This window comes from Citrobacter sp. wls718 (assembly GCF_005280945.1).
GTDB lineage: Bacteria > Pseudomonadota > Gammaproteobacteria > Enterobacterales > Enterobacteriaceae > Citrobacter > Citrobacter gillenii.
Map to the genome: position 1 here is coordinate 33,714 of NZ_SZWV01000106.1, position 17,053 is coordinate 50,766.

General features: G+C 54.7%; 16 protein-coding genes. 5 read left to right on the forward strand and 11 right to left on the reverse strand.

The window, feature by feature from the left end:
* The 4 genes from paaD to paaA form a co-directional block, all read right to left on the reverse strand.
* Positions 1–311, reverse strand: a 311-nt coding sequence (gene paaD / locus FDW95_RS24070) for a 1,2-phenylacetyl-CoA epoxidase subunit PaaD (protein ID WP_249359271.1), incomplete at its 3' end; no start/stop codon positions are given.
* 12 nt (positions 312–323) lie between these two features.
* The gene (gene paaC / locus FDW95_RS20835) at positions 324–1,079 is read right to left on the reverse strand and encodes a 1,2-phenylacetyl-CoA epoxidase subunit PaaC (protein ID WP_115258759.1); all 756 of its coding nucleotides are present in this window, start codon (positions 1,077–1,079) and stop codon (positions 324–326) included.
* 7 nt (positions 1,080–1,086) lie between these two features.
* The gene (gene paaB / locus FDW95_RS20840) at positions 1,087–1,374 is read right to left on the reverse strand and encodes a 1,2-phenylacetyl-CoA epoxidase subunit PaaB (protein WP_062773507.1); all 288 of its coding nucleotides are present in this window, start codon (positions 1,372–1,374) and stop codon (positions 1,087–1,089) included.
* Between the two features lie 11 nt (positions 1,375–1,385).
* Entirely contained in the window at positions 1,386–2,315 is a 930-nt protein-coding gene (paaA, locus tag FDW95_RS20845; protein ID WP_115258760.1) for a 1,2-phenylacetyl-CoA epoxidase subunit PaaA, read from the reverse strand.
* Between the two features lie 285 nt (positions 2,316–2,600).
* Between paaA and paaZ the strand changes: the two genes are divergently transcribed.
* Positions 2,601–4,646, forward strand: a complete 2,046-nt coding sequence (gene paaZ / locus FDW95_RS20850) for a phenylacetic acid degradation bifunctional protein PaaZ (RefSeq protein ID WP_115258761.1) — start codon at positions 2,601–2,603, stop codon at positions 4,644–4,646.
* Positions 4,647–4,693: 47 nt separating this feature from the next.
* Here paaZ and kdgA read toward each other — a convergent pair whose 3' ends face one another.
* From kdgA to zwf, 3 genes are all read right to left on the reverse strand, one after another.
* On the reverse strand, positions 4,694–5,335 hold the full coding sequence (gene kdgA, locus FDW95_RS20855; RefSeq protein WP_003034901.1) for a bifunctional 4-hydroxy-2-oxoglutarate aldolase/2-dehydro-3-deoxy-phosphogluconate aldolase: 642 nt from the start codon (positions 5,333–5,335) through the stop codon (positions 4,694–4,696).
* A 36-nt stretch (positions 5,336–5,371) separates the two neighbouring features.
* Positions 5,372–7,183, reverse strand: coding sequence for a phosphogluconate dehydratase (gene edd / locus FDW95_RS20860; RefSeq protein WP_115258762.1), 1,812 nt, complete (start codon positions 7,181–7,183; stop codon positions 5,372–5,374).
* Positions 7,184–7,417: 234 nt separating this feature from the next.
* Positions 7,418–8,893 carry a glucose-6-phosphate dehydrogenase gene (zwf, locus tag FDW95_RS20865; RefSeq protein ID WP_115258763.1) on the reverse strand — a complete coding sequence of 492 codons (1,476 nt, stop codon included), beginning with the start codon at positions 8,891–8,893 and terminating at the stop codon, positions 7,418–7,420.
* Positions 8,894–9,258: 365 nt separating this feature from the next.
* Between zwf and FDW95_RS20870 the strand changes: the two genes are divergently transcribed.
* Both FDW95_RS20870 and pyk read left to right on the forward strand, forming a co-directional pair.
* Positions 9,259–10,128 (forward strand): MurR/RpiR family transcriptional regulator, encoded by an 870-nt coding sequence (locus FDW95_RS20870; protein WP_096759428.1) that lies wholly within the window; start codon positions 9,259–9,261, stop codon positions 10,126–10,128.
* A 121-nt stretch (positions 10,129–10,249) separates the two neighbouring features.
* On the forward strand, positions 10,250–11,692 hold the full coding sequence (gene pyk / locus FDW95_RS20875; protein WP_096757427.1) for a pyruvate kinase: 1,443 nt from the start codon (positions 10,250–10,252) through the stop codon (positions 11,690–11,692).
* Between the two features lie 101 nt (positions 11,693–11,793).
* Here the strand turns inward: pyk and lpxM are convergent, their stop codons facing one another.
* From lpxM to znuA, 3 genes are all read right to left on the reverse strand, one after another.
* Positions 11,794–12,765: a lauroyl-Kdo(2)-lipid IV(A) myristoyltransferase gene (gene lpxM, locus FDW95_RS20880; RefSeq protein ID WP_115258765.1), complete on the reverse strand. Its 972-nt coding sequence runs from the start codon at positions 12,763–12,765 to the stop codon at positions 11,794–11,796.
* A 119-nt stretch (positions 12,766–12,884) separates the two neighbouring features.
* Positions 12,885–14,204, reverse strand: a complete 1,320-nt coding sequence (mepM, locus tag FDW95_RS20885) for a murein DD-endopeptidase MepM (RefSeq protein ID WP_115258766.1) — start codon at positions 14,202–14,204, stop codon at positions 12,885–12,887.
* Between the two features lie 15 nt (positions 14,205–14,219).
* On the reverse strand, positions 14,220–15,164 hold the full coding sequence (gene znuA, locus FDW95_RS20890) for a zinc ABC transporter substrate-binding protein ZnuA (RefSeq protein WP_137363606.1): 945 nt from the start codon (positions 15,162–15,164) through the stop codon (positions 14,220–14,222).
* Positions 15,165–15,242: 78 nt separating this feature from the next.
* Here znuA and znuC point away from each other — a divergent pair, with 78 nt between their 5' ends.
* Positions 15,243–15,998: a zinc ABC transporter ATP-binding protein ZnuC gene (gene znuC, locus FDW95_RS20895; RefSeq protein ID WP_096757431.1), complete on the forward strand. Its 756-nt coding sequence runs from the start codon at positions 15,243–15,245 to the stop codon at positions 15,996–15,998.
* Complete coding sequence (znuB, locus tag FDW95_RS20900; RefSeq protein ID WP_115258768.1) at positions 15,995–16,780, forward strand: zinc ABC transporter permease subunit ZnuB; 786 nt, start codon at positions 15,995–15,997, stop codon at positions 16,778–16,780. The genes znuC and znuB overlap by 4 nt, the downstream gene beginning before the upstream one ends.
* A gap of 87 nt (positions 16,781–16,867) precedes the next feature.
* Here znuB and FDW95_RS24075 read toward each other — a convergent pair.
* On the reverse strand, positions 16,868–17,053 hold a 186-nt coding region (locus FDW95_RS24075), incomplete at its 5' end, for a Holliday junction DNA helicase RuvB C-terminal domain-containing protein (protein ID WP_283202162.1).

Below are 17,053 nucleotides of genomic sequence, written 5' to 3' on the forward strand. Positions count from 1 at the left end.
AGGCGTTCGCGGGCGTCCGGGCTCATCCAGTCGGTGGTCCACGGCGGGTCAAGCTGCAACACAATGTGCACCGGGATGTAGCCGTGCTCGGTCATCACCGCGCGGATTTCACCTAACAGATGTTCGGTTGCCGGACAGCCGGAATAGGTTGGCGTGAAGCCAATCACCCAGCCGTCGCCGTGACGTTCCACGCGGCGCACCATGCCGAGATCGGTAATGGTCAGCACCGGCACTTCCGGGTCGGGGATAGCGCTTAGCAATCCCCAAACGGTATGCACCTCAGCGGGCGCGATGGTGGCAAGACGTTGCATAGCGACCTCCGTTTACCACTGCTGACCGGGGTAAGCACGTTGCAAGTACTGCATCTCTGCCAGCATTGGCCCCAGATGTTCACTGTGCAGCCCCTGTTTCCCGCCGCTGCGGAACGCCGCTTCTTGCGGGATCTGCAAACCAGAATCGAGCAGCGCGGTGTGCACCGTCGCCTGCCATTCGGCCTGTAGCTCACGCGGATCGACGGCGATCCCCTGCGCAATTAATTCGATCTCCAGCTCATCGGCCTGGAACAGCTCGCCGGTGAAGCGCCACAGGTTGTCCACCGCTTGCTGCATCAGATTTGCCGAGTGTTCGGTGCCGTTACCCAGACGCTCCAGCCAGCCGCGGCTAAAACGCTGGTGATAACGCACTTCTTTCAGCCCTTTGGCGGCGATAGCGGCAAGCTGCGCGTCACGGCTGTTCACCAGGCGGCTGAACAGCGCCACGTGCCAGACGTCGATAAAGAACTGGCGGGCGAGTGTGTCGGCAAAGTTGCCGTTGGGTTGTTCAACCAGCAGCAAATTGCGGAACTGACGTTCATCGCGACCAAAGGCCAGCGTGTCTTCATCGCCGCTGCCGTTGAGTTCAGCGGCATAGCTGAGAAAATTGCGCGCCTGACCGAGCAGATCGAGGGCAATATTGGTCAGCGCCAGATCGATCTCCAGCTCCGGCGCATGACCGCACCATTGACCTAAACGCTGGGCCAGCACCAGGCCGTTATCGCCCAGACGCAGAGCATAGGCGGCAACGGGATTCAGGTTATTCATCGTTGCCTCACATATGTTCCATGCCGTCCGGCACGGTGTAGAACGTCGGGTGACGGTAAACTTTGCTCTCTGCCGGGTCGAAAAACGCACCGCGTTCTTCCGGTTGCGAGGCGACAATTTCGCTCGCCTTCACTACCCAAATCGAACAACCTTCGCTGCGACGGGTGTAGGCATCGCGCGCGTTTTCCAGCGCCATCTGGTCATCGGCGGCGTGCAGGCTGCCTACGTGGCGGTGAGACAAACCTTGTTTGCTGCGGACAAACACTTCGTATAACGGCCAGTATGTTTTGCTCATCTTTATTCTCCTTAGGCGGCGCTGCGGGCCTGCTGTTTTTCGGCATGCGCCAGCGCGGCTTCGCGCACCCATGCCCCCTCTTCCCAGGCCTTGCGTTTTGCGCCCAGACGCTCGTGGTTACAGATGCCACGCCCGTTGATGACTTCATTAAGTTCCTGCCAGTCAATTTCGCCGTAGCGGTAGTGACCGGTGGCTGCGTCAAGCGTCAGGTCAGCATCCGGCACCTGCATGCCGAGGATTTCCACCTGCGGCACGGTGTTGTCGACAAAGCGCTGACGCAATTCGTCGTTGGAATGCAATTTGATTTTCCACGCCATGCTGCGGGCGCTGTTCGGCGAGTTGTCGTCGCTTGGGCCGAACATCATCAGCGCTGGCCACCAGAAGCGGTTGATGGCGTCCTGCAACATCTGCCGCTGTTCTTCGCTCCCTGCCGCCAGCGCCATGCAGGCTTCAAAACCCTGACGCTGGTGGAAGCTCTCTTCTTTGCAGATTTTGACCATCGCCCTGGCATACGGGCCGTAGGAGGTGCGACACAAAGCCACCTGATTGACGATCGCAGCGCCATCAACCAGCCAGCCGATGACGCCGATATCGGCCCAGGTCAGGGTTGGATAGTTAAAAATGGAGGAGTACTTCATCTGCCCGTCGAGCATCTTCTGATACAGATCTTCACGGGCGCAGCCGAGGGTTTCGGCAGCGCTGTAGAGGTACAGGCCGTGCCCGGCTTCATCCTGCACTTTCGCCAGCAGAATCGCTTTGCGGCGAAGCGTTGGGGCGCGAGTTACCCAGTTACCTTCCGGCAGCATGCCAACAATTTCCGAATGCGCATGCTGACCAATCTGGCGAATCAGCGTTTTGCGGTAGGCATCCGGCATCCAGTCCTGTGGTTCGATGGCGGTATCCTGCGCGATGCGCCGGTCAAAGCTATGTTCTTCTGTCACGTCATCACCTTATGATTCCGATAAATTCAATAAATTAATTTTTGCGAATCACTTTGTTTTATAAAAGTTACATCTTAGTTAAATAAAACCACAAATTTTGTTTGTGCATTTTGTGATGAGTACCGCAAAGGGTTTTAGTAATCCTTTTATAAACAGGCTTGTATCACTATCAGGGATAGTGTCCTCGATCGCATTGTTAACAAATTATTAAAATCAGGCTTGCATTTTATGATTCAGAAAAGAACTATTTATAGCGATATTACGTAACACATTTGGAGAATAACCATGCAGCAGTTAGCCAGCTATTTATCCGGCACCTGGCAGACCGGCCGGGGCCGCACCCGCACTATTCATCACGCCATCAGCGGCGAAGCGCTGTGGGAAGTCACAAGCGAGGGGCTGGATATGGCGCAGGCGCGTCGCTTCGCCATCGAGCACGGCGGCAAAGCGTTACAGGCGATGACCTTTATTGAACGCAGCGCGATATTAAAAGCGGTGGCGAAACATCTGCTGGAGCTGAAGGCCGATTTCTATGCCATCTCCGCCGAGACCGGCGCGACGCGTGCGGATAGCTGGGTGGATATTGAAGGCGGTATCGGCACCCTCTTCACCTATGCCGGGCTGGGCAGCCGTGAACTGCCGGACGATACCCTGTGGCCGGAAGATGAGCTGATCCCGCTGTCCAAACAAGGCGGCTTTGCCGCGCGTCACGTGCTGACCTCAAAATCCGGCGTGGCGGTGCATATCAACGCCTTTAACTTCCCGTGCTGGGGCATGTTAGAAAAGCTGGCCCCAACCTGGCTTGCCGGGATGCCCGCGATCATCAAACCGGCCACCGCCACCGCGCAGTTAACTCAGGCGATGGTCAAAGCGATTGTCGATAGCGGGCTGGTGCCGGACGGCGCGATTAGCCTGATTTGCGGCGGCGCGGGCGACCTGCTCGACCAGCTTGATCATCAGGACGTGGTGACTTTTACCGGCTCAGCAAAAACCGGGCAACAGCTGCGCGTGCATCCGAATCTGGTGGCGAAGTCTGTCCCCTTCACCATGGAAGCGGACTCGCTGAACTGCTGCGTGCTGGGTGACGATGTGACGCCGGAACAGCCTGAATTTGCGCTGTTTATCCGTGAAGTGGTGCGCGAGATGACCACCAAAGCCGGGCAAAAATGTACCGCTATTCGCCGGATTATCGTGCCACAGGCGCAGGTGAAAGCGGTGAGCGAGGCGCTGATTGCGCGTCTGCAAAAAGTGGTGGTCGGCGACCCGGCGCAGGAAGGTGTGAAGATGGGCGCGCTGGTCAACGGCGAGCAGCGTCAGGACGTACAGGATAACGTCAACCGCCTGCTGGAAGCCGGATGTGACGTGCTGCTGGGTGGCAAAGCCGATCTTAATGCTGCCGGGGCATTCTTCCCGCCGACGCTGCTGTTCTGCGCGCAGCCGGATGAAGTGGCGGCGGTTCACGCGATTGAAGCATTTGGCCCGGTGGCGACGCTGATGCCGTATCAGAATAGCGAGCACGCGATGCAGCTGGCGCGCGCTGGTGAAGGTAGCCTGGCGGGAACGTTAGTGACGGCAGATGGCGCACTGGCGCGTGCGTTTATTCTCGGTGCTGCCCGCGCCCACGGGCGTATTCAGGTGCTGAACGAAGAATCTTCTGTCGAATCCACCGGCCACGGTTCCCCGCTACCGCAGCTGGTACACGGCGGTCCGGGACGCGCGGGCGGCGGCGAAGAACTCGGCGGACTGCGGGCGGTGAAGCATTACATGCAGCGCACCGCGATTCAGGGCAGCCCGACGATGCTTGCCGCCATCGGCCAGCAATGGGTGCGCGGCGCGCAGGTGGCGGAAGACCGCGTCCACCCGTTCCGCAAATATTTTGAAGAGATCCAGCCGGGCGACAGCCTGCTGACCCCGCGCCGCACGCTGACCGAAGCGGATATCGTCAACTTTGCCTGCCTGAGCGGCGATCACTTCTACGCTCACATGGACAAAATTGCCGCCGCAGAGTCGATTTTTGGCGAGCGCGTGGTGCACGGTTACTTCCTGATTTCTGCCGCCGCCGGGCTGTTTGTTGACGCGGGCGTCGGCCCGGTTATCGCCAACTACGGCATGGAAAACCTGCGCTTTATCGAGCCGGTAAAACCGGGCGATACTATCCAGGTACGCCTGACCTGCAAACGTAAAACGGTGAAACGCCAGCGCAGCGCTGAAGAGAAGGCCACAGGCGTAGTGGAATGGTCAGTGGAGATTTTCAATCAGCATCAGCAAGCGGTGGCGCTGTACTCGATCCTGACGCTGGTCGCGCGCCAGCAGGGGGATTTTCCGGCGTGAACAAACCCGATGGTGCGTTCCAGTCGCACCATCGGGCATTTAACGATTTACTGCTTCGCGCCTTCTACCGCTTCGCGAGCAAGTTTGGTAATGCGATCGTAGTCACCCGCTTCCAGCGCATCCGCCGGAACCAGCCAGGAGCCGCCGATACACAGTACGCTTTTCAGCGCCAGATAGTCACGGTAGTTGGCCGGAGAAATACCGCCAGTCGGGCAGAAACGCACCTGGGAGAACGGACCCGCAATCGCCTGCAGCGCTTTTGTCCCGCCGTTCGCTTCAGCCGGGAAGAATTTGAATTCTTTCAAGCCGTAATCCATGCCCAGCATCAGTTCAGAAACGGTGCTGATGCCTGGGATCAGAGGAATCGTCCCTTCGGTTGCCGCTTTCAGCAGAGGCTCGGTCAGTCCTGGGCTAATAGCAAACTGCGCACCAGCTTCCGTCACTTCCGCGAGCTGCTGCGGGTTCAGTACGGTACCTGCACCGACGATCGCATCCGGCACTTCTTTGGCGATAGCACGAATGGCGTCCATCGCACATGCGGTACGTAAGGTCACTTCCAGAACACGAACACCCCCTGCAACCAGCGCTTTTGCCATCGGCACCGCGTGTTCCAGTTTATTCACCACGATAACCGGTACAACCGGGCCAGTGGTCAGGATTGCTTCTGCACTTGTCTTCCAGTTTTTCATCAGAGTTTCTTCTCTCGCCTGATTACAAAATGAGTCTTAAAAATCGATACAGGTTGCGCCCTGCTCCGCACCGGACAGCTTTTCGCGCAACGCACTGAACATCTCACGCCCTGTTCCTACCCGCGATGCGCTGAGGTCAGGAATGTGGGGCTGACGAGAGGCAAGTTCCTCTTCATCGACCAGCAGCGTCAATTCACCTGTCTGTCCATTCACTCGAATGATGTCGCCATCGCGTACTTTTGCCAGTAGCCCGCCATCATAAGCTTCCGGTGTTACATGGATTGCTGAAGGCACTTTACCTGAAGCACCTGAAAGTCGTCCATCGGTAACTAACGCAATTTTGAAACAACGGTCCAATAATACACCAAGAGGCGGCATGAGTTTATGTAATTCTGGCATACCGTTCGCTTTTGGCCCCTGATGGCGAACGACCACCACGCAGTCACGGTCAAGCAGGCCCGCATCAAAGGCCGGTAACACATCATGCTGACTCTCAAAGACAATTGCCGGGGCTTCGATGATCTGGTTTTCAACCGGTACCGCGGAAGTTTTCATCACCGCGCGCCCCAGGTTGCCGCTCAGCACTTTGGTGCCGCCATGATGCGAGAACGGCTGGTCAAAGGTAGCAATCACGCTACTATCCAGCGACTTCTCAGCCCCTTCTCGCCAGTCCAGTTCGCCGTTGTTCAGCCACGGTTCCTGGGTATAACGCGACAAGCCAAAGCCCGCGACGGTGTTGACATCTTCATGCAGCAGACCCGCATTGAGCAGCTCACGCATCAACACCGGTACACCGCCCGCGGCCTGGAAGTGGTTAATATCGGCCGGACCGTTAGGGTACAGACGCGCCATCAACGGCACGATATCGGACAGATCGGAGAAGTCATCCCAGTTGATGAGAATGCCTGCCGCGCGCGCCATCGCCACCAGGTGCATCGTATGGTTGGTTGACCCCCCGGTCGCCAGCAGGGCCACAATACCGTTCACCACCACTTTTTCATCAATCATTTTACCGATAGGCATCCACTCGTTGCCGTTACCGGTCAGGCGTGTGACCTGACGCGCCGCCGCCGCGGTCAGCGCTTCACGCAGGGGGGCATCAGGATGCACGAAAGAGGAGCCCGGCAACTGCATGCCCATAAACTCCACCACCATCTGGTTGGTGTTTGCGGTACCGTAGAAAGTACAGGTTCCCGGCGCGTGATAAGACGCGGCTTCGGATTCCAGTAGCGCCATACGGTCAACTTTGCCTTCGGCATAGAGCTGGCGGATACGGACTTTTTCTTTGTTCGCCAGACCACTCGCCATCGGGCCTGAAGGGATAAAGATGGACGGCAGATGACCAAACGACAGCGCCGCCATCACCAGCCCCGGGACAATTTTGTCACACACGCCGAGGAACAGCGCGCCATCGAACATGTTATGAGACAAGCCAATAGCCGCCGACATTGCAATCACTTCGCGGCTCAGCAGGGAAAGCTCCATCCCGTCCTGTCCCTGAGTGACGCCATCACACATCGCCGGCACACCACCCGCAACCTGGCCTACCGCATTGGCTGCATGCAAGGCTTTGCGAATGATATCCGGATAATGCTCATACGGCTGATGCGCAGAAAGCATGTCGTTATAGGAGGTAATGATCGCGATATTGTTACGCAGCATGCTTTTCAGAGATGCTTTATCTTCTGGCTGACAGGCGGCAAAACCGTGGGCCAGATTCCCGCACGCCAGCTGCGAACGATGAACGGTGTTCGTCTTGGCCTGTTCGATACGGGCGAGGTAGGCAGAACGCGTCTTTTGAGAACGTTCAACGATACGTTGTGTTACGCGTAACAAATTCGGATTCATAGAGGCTCCTAAAATTTATCTGTCAGAGCATCAGGATTAACAATGCGTTTCAGCAAGGTAACACCATGCTGAATAGCTTGCTGGCCGTAGCTCAGGGGCAAAATCGTTTCAGGCAGTGTAATAAAAAAAGCCCCGCGGGTGAATCCACGCGAGGCTTAAAAGTGCAAAAATTATTCTACAATCTGTGTTAGATCATGTTACCGGTAAAATAACACCTAATGGCTAGTTGGAATTTTACTCGAATTCGTTCCAGGAACGACCGTCACGGGTGATCATGGCCACCGAGGCAACCGGTCCCCAGGTCCCAGCCTGATACGGCTTCGGTGCGTCGTTGTCCATCGCCCAAGCTTCGGTGATGGAGTCCACCCACTTCCATGCTTCTTCGACTTCATCACGGCGCACGAACAGCGCCTGAATGCCGCGCATAGTTTCCAACAGCAAGCGCTCGTAGGCATCTGCCAGGTGCGTTTGATTGAAGGTTTCGGAATAGCTCAGATCCAGCTTGGTTATCTGCAGATTATGCTTGTGGTCCAGACCCGGCACTTTGTTAAGCACCTGGATATCGACACCTTCGTCCGGCTGCAAACGGATGGTCAGCTTGTTCTGCGGCAGATCCTGCCAGGATTCTTTAAACAGGTTAAGTTCAGGCGTTTTGAAGTACACCACCACTTCAGAGCACTTGGTCGGCAGACGCTTACCGGTACGCAGGTAAAACGGCACGCCCGCCCAGCGCCAGTTGTCGATATCCACACGGATAGCGACAAAGGTTTCGGTGTTGCTGCTCTTGTTCGCACCCTCTTCTTCCAGGTACCCCGGTACTTTTTTACCTTGTGCAAAACCGGTGGTGTACTGACCACGCACCGTTTTTTCACGCACGTTCGTACGATCGATACGGCGCAGTGATTTCAGGACCTTCACTTTCTCATCACGGATGCTGTCGGCGCTCAGATCAGACGGCGGCGACATGGCGATCATGCACAGAATCTGCAGCAAGTGGTTCTGGATCATGTCGCGCATCTGACCGGCCTGGTCAAAATAACCCCAACGGCCTTCGATACCCACCTCTTCCGCCACGGTAATTTCGACGTGATCGATGGTGCGGTTATCCCAGTTGTTCACAAACAGGGAGTTGGCAAAGCGCAGTGCCAGCAGGTTTAGTACCGTTTCTTTGCCCAGATAGTGGTCAATACGGTAAACCTGACATTCTTCAAAATATTGACCGACCTGGTCGTTAATTTCGCGGGAGGTTGCCAGCGACGTTCCCAGCGGCTTTTCCATCACCACGCGCGCCGGTTTAGCGTTCAATCTCGCTTCCCCTAAGCCTTTGCAGATCGCGCCAAACGTGCTTGGCGGCATGGCAAAGTAGTTAATCGTGGTGCGTGCTTTTTGATCCAGCATGTCGCCCAGACGGCTAAAGGCAGCGGTATCATTGACGTCCAGGTTACAAAACTCCAGACGACCACTGAGGGTTTCCCACAAACTTTCATCGATTTTTTCTTTCATGAAAGTTTCGAGCGCTTCGCGTACAACCTTGGTATAGGCTGCTTTGTCCCAGTCAGCGCGGCCAACTCCAATAATGCGGGTGTCCGGGTTAATCTGGCCGGCTTTTTCCAGCTGATACAGGGAAGGCAGCAATTTTCGACGTGCAAGGTCGCCCTTCGCGCCGAAAATGACCAGGTCACATGCCTGGGCTGTTTGCGTTACCGCCATGTCATTCTCCTCAGTTGAGTGTCGGGTATTCATGCCCGACACTGAATGTAATTTTATTACAGTGCACTGTACTGCTTTTACGTGATTCCGTGAACCGTAAACGCTTATCCAGCCGTGCTGTTACCGTGAACAGCGGCGTTATTGACGTTTACCGCCGCAAAATGGATAAAAAAGTCGCTTTTTTACGTGACCATGAAGACGTAAGAAAACCCGACTCCGATCATGTATTGAAAAAAAACAACAACTTTTCTGTCCATTTTGCTCCGAATGTGGGTTCACAGGGGTAATATCTACCAGAGTTACCGCTCGATTTCCCCATATCGCTGAAATCGTTTTTGCCCATGGCCGATGAGTCTACTCACATAATGAATATGCTGGAAAAAATCCAGTTAAAACTGGAACATCTGAGCAAGTCAGAACGTAAGGTCGCCGATGTTATTCTGACCTCACCTGACCGGGCTATCCATTCAAGTATTGCCACGTTGGCTCTGGAAGCCAACGTCAGTGAGCCGACCGTGAATCGCTTCTGTCGCAGCATGGACACACGAGGCTTCCCTGATTTTAAACTGCATTTGGCACAAAGTCTGGCTAATGGTACCCCGTATGTTAATCGTAATGTCGATGAGGATGATAGCGTCGAGTCCTACACCGGGAAAATCTTCGAATCTGCCATGGCAAGCCTGGACCACGTCCGTCAGTCGCTGGATAACGCGGCGGTCAATCGGGCGGTAGATTTATTAACCCAGGCAAAGAAAATCGCCTTTTTCGGTCTGGGTTCGTCCGCTGCCGTGGCGCACGACGCCATGAATAAATTTTTCCGCTTTAACGTACCGGTTATCTATTCCGACGATATTGTACTGCAACGTATGAGCTGTATGAATTGTAGCGATGACGACGTCATTGTCCTTATTTCACATACCGGCAGAACAAAGAGTCTGGTTGAACTGGCGCAGCTGGCGCGGGAAAACGATGCCATGGTGATCGCCCTTACTTCCCCCGGAACGCCGCTGGCGCGTGAAGCCACGCTGGCAATTACCCTGGATGTACCGGAAGATACTGACATTTATATGCCTATGGTCTCTCGACTTGCTCAACTGACCGTGATAGATGTGCTGGCTACGGGATTTACTTTGCGCCGTGGTGCAAAATTTAGAGATAACTTGAAGCGTGTCAAGGAAGCGCTCAAGGAATCGCGTTTTGATAAAGAATTACTCATCAAGAGTGATGACCGCTAAAAGCAATAACGATGTTCTACCCTTTTATCATCCGGGTCGTTCATTTCTACCGTTATGTTTCAGAACGGCCGGATCAATGTTCACACGCAACACCTAGTTGTTTCAGTCAACGGAGTATTACATGTCCAGAAGGCTTCGCAGAACCAAAATCGTTACCACGTTAGGCCCAGCAACTGACCGCGATAACAACCTTGAAAAAATTATCGCCGCGGGCGCAAACGTTGTACGTATGAACTTTTCGCACGGCTCTCCAGAAGATCACAAACTGCGGGCGGATAAAGTCCGTGAAATTGCCGCCAAACTGGGACGTCATGTCGCTATTTTGGGTGACCTGCAGGGACCTAAAATCCGCGTATCAACCTTCAAAGAAGGCAAAGTATTCCTCAATATTGGCGACAAGTTCCTGTTAGATGCCAACCTGGGTAAAGGCGAAGGCGATAAAGAAAAAGTCGGTATTGACTATAAAGGCCTACCTGCTGACGTAGTGCCGGGCGACATACTGCTGCTGGATGACGGTCGCGTACAGCTCAAAGTACTGGAAGTTCAGGGCATGAAGGTCTTCACCGAAGTGACCGTCGGTGGCCCGCTTTCCAATAACAAAGGCATCAACAAACTGGGCGGCGGTCTCTCTGCAGAAGCACTGACCGAAAAAGACAAAGCTGACATCATCACCGCGGCGCAAATCAGCGTTGACTATCTGGCCGTCTCCTTCCCGCGCTGCGGCGAAGATCTGAACTATGCCCGCCGTCTGGCGCGCGATGCAGGCTGCGATGCGAAAATTGTTGCCAAGGTGGAGCGTGCAGAAGCCGTGTGCGACCAGAATGCAATGGATGACATCATCCTGGCCTCTGACGTCGTGATGGTTGCTCGTGGCGACCTGGGCGTTGAAATTGGCGATCCAGAGCTGGTCGGTATTCAGAAAGCCCTGATCCGTCGTGCGCGTCAGCTGAACCGTGCGGTCATTACCGCCACGCAGATGATGGAGTCGATGATCACCAACCCGATGCCGACCCGTGCAGAAGTGATGGACGTGGCGAACGCCGTACTCGACGGCACCGACGCCGTTATGCTGTCGGCAGAAACCGCCGCAGGCCAGTATCCGGCTGAAACCGTTGCCGCCATGGCGCGTGTCTGCCTGGGCGCGGAAAAAATCCCGAGCATTAATGTCTCCAAACACCGCCTCGACGTGCAGTTTGATAACGTTGAAGAAGCGATTGCCATGTCCGCAATGTATGCAGCGAACCACCTGAAAGGGGTCACCGCCATCATCGCGATGACAGAATCCGGTCGTACCGCGCTGATGACGTCCCGTATCAGCTCCGGCCTGCCGATTTTCGCCATGTCGCGTCATGAGCGTACGCTGAACCTGACCTCCCTGTACCGCGGCGTTACTCCGGTTCACTTTGACAGCGAAACCGACGGTGTGGTTGCCGCCAGCGAAGCGGTGAACCTGCTGCGTGATAAAGGCTATCTGGTTTCTGGCGATCTGGTGATTGTCACCCAGGGCGACGTCATGAGCACCATTGGCTCCACCAACACCACGCGTATTCTGACCGTAGAATAATAACCTCGCTCAATGCCTGATGTTGCTTTGCTCATCAGGCCTACAGGTGGTACCTGATACAGAAAGCCTCTCAAGTGAGAGGCTTTTTTTATTTCTTCTTTTTATTTCTTCGGGTAGAGATCTTTACGTTTATACGGCTCAATCTCACCGGGTTTGCGGGTTTTCAGCAGTTTTAAAATCCAGGTGTACTGCTCGAGGTGCGGCGCGACAAAAATCTCCACCTCTTCATTCATGCGTCTGGCAATGGTGTGGTCATCTGCGGTCAGGATGTCATCCATCGGCGGGCGGACCTGAATCGTCAGGCGATGTGTTTTCCCGTCATACACCGGGAACAGCGGCACAACCCGCGCATGGCAAACCTTCATCAGGCGACCAATCGCCGGCAATGTTGCTTTGTAGGTGGCAAAAAAATCAACAAATTCGCTGTGCTCGGGACCATGATCCTGATCCGGCAAATAGTATCCCCAATAGCCCTGACGCACGGACTGAATAAAGGGTTTGATGCCATCATTACGCGCATGCAAACGGCCACCAAAACGACGGCGTACCGTGTTCCAGACGTAATCAAAAACAGGATTACCCTGGTTATGGAACATCGCGGCCATTTTCTGGCCCTGCGAGGCCATCAGCATGGCTGGAATGTCGACACCCCAACCGTGCGGGACGAGAAAAATGACCTTTTCCTCGTTGCGGCGCATCTCTTCTATGATCTCCAGACCTTGCCAGTCAACCCGGTTTTGGATTTTCTCCGGGCCACGCAGGGCAAGCTCCGCCATCATCACCATCGCCTGCGGAGCCGTTGCAAACATCTCATCGACGATGGCTTCGCGCTCGGCTTCACTGCGCTCTGGAAAACACAGGGATAAATTAATCAGCGCTCTGCGGCGCGAACTTTTCCCCAACCTTCCGGCAAGACGTCCCAGCTTCGCCAGCACAGGATCGCGAAACGATGCGGGCGTTAACGCAATCCCTGCTATCGCCGCCACACCCAGCCAGGCACCCCAGTAGCGCGGATGGCGGAATGATTTATGAAATTCAGGGATATATTCAATATTCTTTTTTTTCGTTTCCATGCTCTTCCAGTGTCTGGTACCGCGAAAAATAAATCTGTTGATAGTGTAGCGGCGCGTCGTGCCCCGTACAAAATAAAAAAGCCGGCACGCATCGCGTACCGGCTTTGTCAGTATGCTGATTAATCGAAGCGCAACTGAGGCAGAACCTCTTTCACCTGCGCCAGGTACTCGGTACGATCCGAGCCGGTCAGCCCTTCTGTACGCGGCAGTTTCGCCGTTAACGGGTTCACGGCCTGCTGGTTAACCCAGACTTCATAATGCAAGTGTGGTCCAGTTGAACGTCCGGTGTTACCTGACAGCGCAATACGATCGCCGCGTTTTACTTTTTGTCCTGGTTTGACTAATAGTTTACGCAGGTGCATGTAGCGGGTGGTGTAGGTACGACCATGACGCACCGCGACATAGTAGCCTGCAGCGCCGCTGCGCTTCGCAACAACGACTTCACCATCACCTACCGACAGTACCGGCGTACCCTGCGGCATCGCGAAGTCGACGCCTTTGTGCGGTGCCACACGTCCGGTTACCGGATTCAGGCGACGCGGATTAAAGTTAGACGAGATGCGGAACTGTTTCGCGGTCGGGAAACGCATAAACCCTTTCGCCAACCCGGTACCGTTACGGTCATAGAACTTACCGTCTTCGGCACGGATCGCGTAATAGTCTTTACCTTCAGAGCGCAAACGAACGCCCAGCAGTTGGCTTTGCTCACGTTTGCCGTCCAACATTTCGCGAGACATCAGCACCGAGAACTCATCGCCTTTTTTCAGTTTGCGGAAGTCCATCTGCCACTGCATAGCCTTAATCACCGCACTGATTTCAGAACTGGTCAGCCCGGCCTCTTTGGCGCTGGCGACGAAACTGCCGCCGACGGTGCCCTTGATACGGCTGTTAACCCAGTCGCCCTGCTGCATTTCACTGCTCATTTTGAAGCCCGTCGCAGTACGATCGTACGTGCGGGTTTCACGGCGAGAAACTTCCCAGGTCAGGCGCTGCAAATCTCCGTCAGAGGTCAGCGTCCAGGAAAGCTGTTGGCCAATCTTCAGGTTACGCAACTCTTTGTCCGAGGCGGCAAGCTGGCTGATATCGCCCATATCGATACCATACTGGTTCAGGATGCTGCTCAGCGTATCACCGGTCGAGACAACATATTCGTGAACGCCCACCTCACCGGAGGTTTTGTCATCCAGTTCATCCTGAGGAATCGCTTCATCTTCCTGAGCAGCCTGATCGATAGGTTCACTGGCCTCAGGCAACAGCGAACGAATCTCGCTTTTTTCAAGTTCGATGGTTTTGACAATCGGTGTAGCATCGGGATGGTAAACGTAAGGCCGCCAAACGGCGACGGCCAATGTAAGAACGGTCAGCGACCCCAGCATAACGCGATGGGGTCGGGGCAGATTATTAAATGCCAGAGCGACAGAGCGGGCTATCTGTTGCACGTATTCACTTCCTCATTAATCTCCTTTCAGGCAGCTCGCATACTGGTTGGCTAATTGGTTCAGAAACGCAGAATAGCTTGTTTTACCCAGTTTGATGTTTGTTCCGAGGGGATCCAACGTTCCCATTCGAACGGATGTCCCTCTCGCAACGGCTTCAACGACCGCTGGCCTGAACTGTGGCTCAGCAAAAACGCAGGTTGCTTTTTGCTCAACCAACTGTGTTCTTATTTCATGTAAACGCTGCGCACCAGGTTGAATCTCAGGGTTCACGGTAAAGTGACCAAGCGGTGTTAGTCCGTAATGTTTTTCGTAGTAGCCGTAGGCGTCATGAAAAACGAAATACCCTTTCCCCTTGAGCGGTGCGAGCTCGTTACCTACCTGCTTATCGGTTGCGGCTAATTGTGCCTCAAAATCCTTCAGGTTGGCGTCAAGTTTGGCTCGACTTTGTGGCATAAGTTCCACTAATTTTTCATGGATTGCAACCGCTGAGGCCCGCGCTATCTCTGGGGAAAGCCAAAGATGCATGTTGTAGTCGCCATGATGGTGATGTTCGTCACTTTTTTCACCGTGGGCGTCATTGTGTTCATGATCGTCATCATCATCGTCGCCCCCTTTCATGAGCAACGGCTTCACGTCATTGAGTTGCGCAATCGTTACCTGTTTCGCGTTAGGAATATTCTTGACAGATTTTTCCATAAACGCTTCCATCTCGGGGCCAATCCAAACAACTAAGTCCGCGCCCTGTAAGCGTTTTACGTCTGACGGACGCAATGAGTAATCATGTTCGGATGCACCATCAGGCAGGAGAACCTCGGTATCCGTAACCCCATCAGCAATCGCTGAAGCGATAAACCCTAACGGCTTAAGCGAGGCAACGACGGCGGCATTTGCTGCCTGTGTTGCACTCCCCCAAAGAGCAGCGGATAATGCTGCGAAAAGAAGCGTATTTTTATGTAACATAATGCGACCAATCATCGTAATGAATGCAAGAAATGTGATATTATAACATTATATAACTTCTGCAAGACTAAAATTGATATGACGACTTTGGTTTCACTGGAAAATGTCTCGGTCTCTTATGGTCAACGCCGCGTCCTTTCTGACGTTTCGCTTGAACTACGGCCCGGCAAAATTTTAACGCTTCTTGGTCCGAACGGTGCCGGGAAGTCTACGCTGGTGCGCGTTGTCCTCGGGCTGGTAGCAGCAGATGCAGGCGTTATCAAGCGTAACGGACAGCTGCGGATAGGCTATGTCCCGCAAAAACTGTATCTCGATACCACGCTGCCCCTGACGGTCAGCCGCTTTTTGCGCTTACGTCCGGATACAAAGAAGGATGATATTCTCCCGGCGCTCAAGCGCGTTCAGGCCGGACATCTGATGGATGCGCCGATGCAAAAACTGTCCGGCGGGGAAACGCAGCGCGTCCTGCTGGCTCGCGCATTGCTGAATAAACCACAGCTGCTGGTGCTGGATGAACCCACTCAGGGTGTGGATGTCAATGGTCAGGTCGCATTGTATGACCTTATCGACCAGCTTCGCCGTGAACTCGATTGCGCCGTACTGATGGTCTCGCATGATTTGCATCTGGTGATGGCGAAGACCGACGAAGTGCTGTGCCTCAACCACCATATTTGCTGCTCCGGCACGCCGGAAGTGGTCTCTATGCACCCGGAATTTATCTCTATGTTCGGGCAACGCGGTGCCGAGCAACTCGGAATTTACCGTCACAATCATAATCATCGCCATGATTTACAGGGTCGTATCGTATTACGTCGGGGAAATGGTCACTCATGATTGAATTGTTATTACCCGGTTGGTTAGCCGGGATCATGCTGGCCTGCGCCGCTGGCCCGCTGGGATCGTTTGTGGTCTGGCGTCGGATGTCTTATTTTGGCGACACGCTGGCGCACGCGTCACTGCTGGGTGTGGCCTTTGGTCTGCTGTTAGATGTAAACCCGTTCTATGCGGTTATCGCAGTCACTCTGATGCTGGCAGCGGGTCTGGTGTGGCTGGAGAAGCGCCCTCACCTCGCCATAGACACCTTGCTCGGCATTATGGCGCACAGCGCTCTGTCACTAGGCCTGGTGGTCGTCAGCCTGATGTCGAATATCCGTGTGGATTTGATGGCCTATCTGTTCGGTGACCTGCTTGCCGTGACGCCGGAAGATCTGATCTCCATCGCCATTGGTGTTGTCATTGTGCTAGCCATTCTCTTCTGGCAATGGCGCAACCTGCTGTCAATGACCATCAGCCCGGATCTTGCCTTTGTCGATGGCGTGAAGCTGCAACGCGTGAAGCTGCTGCTGATGCTGGTCACTGCGTTAACGATTGGTGTAGCGATGAAGTTTGTCGGCGCGCTCATTATTACGTCGCTGCTGATTATTCCTGCTGCCACCGCACGCCGTTTTGCGCGTACGCCTGAGCAGATGGCCGGTGTTGCCGTGGGCGTGGGGATGATAGCGGTGACGGGCGGCCTGACGCTCTCGGCGTTCTATGATACGCCAGCAGGGCCCTCCGTGGTGCTGTGTGCCGCGCTGATGTTTATTTTCAGCATGATGAAAAAGCAAGCGAGCTAAGAGTGTGTTGCCTGATGGCGCTTCGCGTATCAGGCCTACGTTCACAGGTAGGCCGGATTAGGCAAGCTGCCATCCGGCATAAAAAACTTAAGGCATTTGCGGCGGCGTAATACCAAAATGATTCCAGGCGCGCACCGTCGCCATACGTCCGCGCGGCGTACGCTGCAGGAAGCCCTGCTGGATCAAATATGGTTCCAGCACGTCCTCAATCGTTTCACGCTCTTCACCAATAGCGGCGGCCAGGTTATCCAGCCCTACCGGCCCACCGAAGAA

What these genes read in the sequence shown, in the direction of transcription:
- znuB (WP_115258768.1), top strand. Translation starts at nt 15,995, where the DNA reads ATGATTGAATTGTTATTACCCGGTTGGTTAGCCGGGATCATGCTGGCC.
- znuA (WP_137363606.1), bottom strand. Translation starts at nt 15,164, where the DNA reads ATGTTACATAAAAATACGCTTCTTTTCGCAGCATTATCCGCTGCTCTT.
- kdgA (WP_003034901.1), bottom strand. Translation starts at nt 5,335, where the DNA reads ATGAAAAACTGGAAGACAAGTGCAGAAGCAATCCTGACCACTGGCCCG.
- paaB (WP_062773507.1), bottom strand. Translation starts at nt 1,374, where the DNA reads ATGAGCAAAACATACTGGCCGTTATACGAAGTGTTTGTCCGCAGCAAA.
- lpxM (WP_115258765.1), bottom strand. Translation starts at nt 12,765, where the DNA reads ATGGAAACGAAAAAAAAGAATATTGAATATATCCCTGAATTTCATAAA.
- paaC (WP_115258759.1), bottom strand. Translation starts at nt 1,079, where the DNA reads ATGAATAACCTGAATCCCGTTGCCGCCTATGCTCTGCGTCTGGGCGAT.
- FDW95_RS20870 (WP_096759428.1), top strand. Translation starts at nt 9,259, where the DNA reads ATGAATATGCTGGAAAAAATCCAGTTAAAACTGGAACATCTGAGCAAG.
- paaZ (WP_115258761.1), top strand. Translation starts at nt 2,601, where the DNA reads ATGCAGCAGTTAGCCAGCTATTTATCCGGCACCTGGCAGACCGGCCGG.
- znuC (WP_096757431.1), top strand. Translation starts at nt 15,243, where the DNA reads ATGACGACTTTGGTTTCACTGGAAAATGTCTCGGTCTCTTATGGTCAA.
- zwf (WP_115258763.1), bottom strand. Translation starts at nt 8,893, where the DNA reads ATGGCGGTAACGCAAACAGCCCAGGCATGTGACCTGGTCATTTTCGGC.
- edd (WP_115258762.1), bottom strand. Translation starts at nt 7,183, where the DNA reads ATGAATCCGAATTTGTTACGCGTAACACAACGTATCGTTGAACGTTCT.
- pyk (WP_096757427.1), top strand. Translation starts at nt 10,250, where the DNA reads ATGTCCAGAAGGCTTCGCAGAACCAAAATCGTTACCACGTTAGGCCCA.